The organism is Bradyrhizobium ferriligni, assembly GCF_056837965.1.
In genome coordinates this window covers 1-1723 of record NZ_JBXEJO010000171.1, presented here as the reverse complement: position 1 = coordinate 1723, position 1723 = coordinate 1, and the positions used below count along the sequence as shown (strand labels likewise).

The window sequence follows — 1723 nt, the reverse complement described above, 5'->3', positions numbered from 1 at the left end:
TCGCCGATCGGGGGCGGCGGCGGGGGCCGCAGGGGTCTGTTGTGATGTCGGGCGGAGCCAACTCCGCACCGTCGAGCGACCTCGACCGCAAGACGTTTTTTGGTCCAGAAACCTGCCAATACCAGCCGTGGCGGCGCCGGTCGAACGGCGGCCCGTCGGCGGATCCCGCCAGACGAATGTTGCCGGTGCCATCGGCTTCAAGCATCGACGCGAGGAAGAGGATCTGCGCGTCGAGCCTCTGATCGATCTGCCCCTGCACGAATCGATGCAACACGAATGATATCAGGATCGCGGCGAAGATCAGGGCCGCGGTGATGAACACGCCGGCCCCGATCATGAGGCGCCGACCGAGCGATGCGCGCTGGCTCATCATAAGGATCCCGAGTTGAGCTTGTAGCCGCGGCCCCTTTCGGTCTCGATCATCGCCTTGCCGACCTTGCGCCGGAGCCGCGCGACTATCACTTCGATGGAATTTGAATCCGTCCCGACGTCGCCCTCATACACCTTTTCCGAGAGCTGGCCGCGCTCGACCACGGTATCCTTGCGCAGGATCAGGCACTCGAGAACACGCCATTCGAGCCCGGTCAGCTTCAACGGCAGTCCATCGAGCTCGAACACGCCAGTCTGGGTTTCGAAGCTCAGAGGTCCGCAGGAAATCCGCGGCGCAGCGTGCCCAGAGGCGCGACGGGCCAGCGCGCGCAGACGCATGACCAGTTCCTCGATCCGGAATGGCTTGGTGAGATAGTCATCGGCCCCAGCCTTGAAGCCTTCCACCTTGTCGGTCCAGCCGTCGCGCGCCGTCAGGATCAGCACCGGCAGGTGCGCTCCATGCTTCCGCCAACCGCGCAACACCTCGACGCCGGGCACTTTGGGCAGCCCGAGATCGAGCACCGCGGCATCGTAGGATTCGGTTTCGCCAAGATGCTTTCCGTCCTCGCCGTTGGCGGCGATGTCGACGGCGAAATTCTCCTCACGCAGCGCTCGGGCAATCTCGTGCGCGAGCAGGCGATCGTCTTCGACCAGAAGGATTTTCATTCGGTTCACACCCCGGACCGGAACTAGGCGCCCAAGCTTAACTCAACCTGAACGGAACGGTTCAGGCTGGATTGGGGACGACCTCCTAGGCTTCGGGCATCGCAATCATGAAAGGAGCCTCCAATGACCGAAAGCGATGCACCGAGAGATACGAACCTGTCGCGGCCCGGGCGCCGGCCGGTCCTGCACCGTGGCCTGCTGGCGGGCGCTGCGCTTGCCGTGCTTGTCGCCGGCGCAGCTGCCGGTGCCGGCGGCGTTCGCGTCGCCCAGAACTGGCAGCCGCGGAGCGTCATGCTGCTGCAGCCGACCGCGATCGACAGGCTGCAACCCGGTGGTCCGTCCGCCGTGCGCGGCAACGTCGCCGAGATCTTCGGCCACATGTTCGTGATGGAGGACGGTGGCGGCCGCGCCCTGATCGATCTCGGACCGCGTGCGAACAACGGCGATGCAGTCACCAAGGGGGAAACCGTTACGGTCCAGGGCATGTTCGATGATGGAATCTTCCACGCTCAGATCGTCTCGCATGCCGACGGTCGAACCGAAGCCTTCGGTCCTCCTCCGCATCCGCCCCGCGGAGCGCCACCGCCGCCTCCGCGAGCCGACGGGCCACCTCCTCCGCCGCGCGCAGGGCCGCCACCTCCGCCACCGCGGCTGTCTCTTATACACCTCTGACGCTGCCGACGAACGC

2 protein-coding genes and 1 pseudogene are annotated in these 1723 nt (G+C 65.5%); 1 reads left to right on the top strand and 2 read right to left on the bottom strand.

The window, feature by feature from the left end; translation table 11 throughout:
- A pseudogene (locus AC1VNY_RS42375) lies at positions 1-370 on the bottom strand (sensor histidine kinase); the annotation flags it as partial.
- Complete coding sequence (locus AC1VNY_RS42370) at positions 370-1035, bottom strand: response regulator transcription factor (RefSeq protein ID WP_482409650.1); 666 nt, start codon at positions 1033-1035, stop codon at positions 370-372. The pseudogene AC1VNY_RS42375 and the gene AC1VNY_RS42370, both read right to left, overlap by 1 nt.
- A gap of 123 nt (positions 1036-1158) precedes the next feature.
- Here AC1VNY_RS42370 and AC1VNY_RS42365 point away from each other — a divergent pair, with 123 nt between their 5' ends.
- Positions 1159-1707 (top strand): hypothetical protein, encoded by a 549-nt coding sequence (locus AC1VNY_RS42365; RefSeq protein WP_482409649.1) that lies wholly within the window; start codon positions 1159-1161, stop codon positions 1705-1707.
- Positions 1708-1723: the final 16 nt, after the last annotated feature.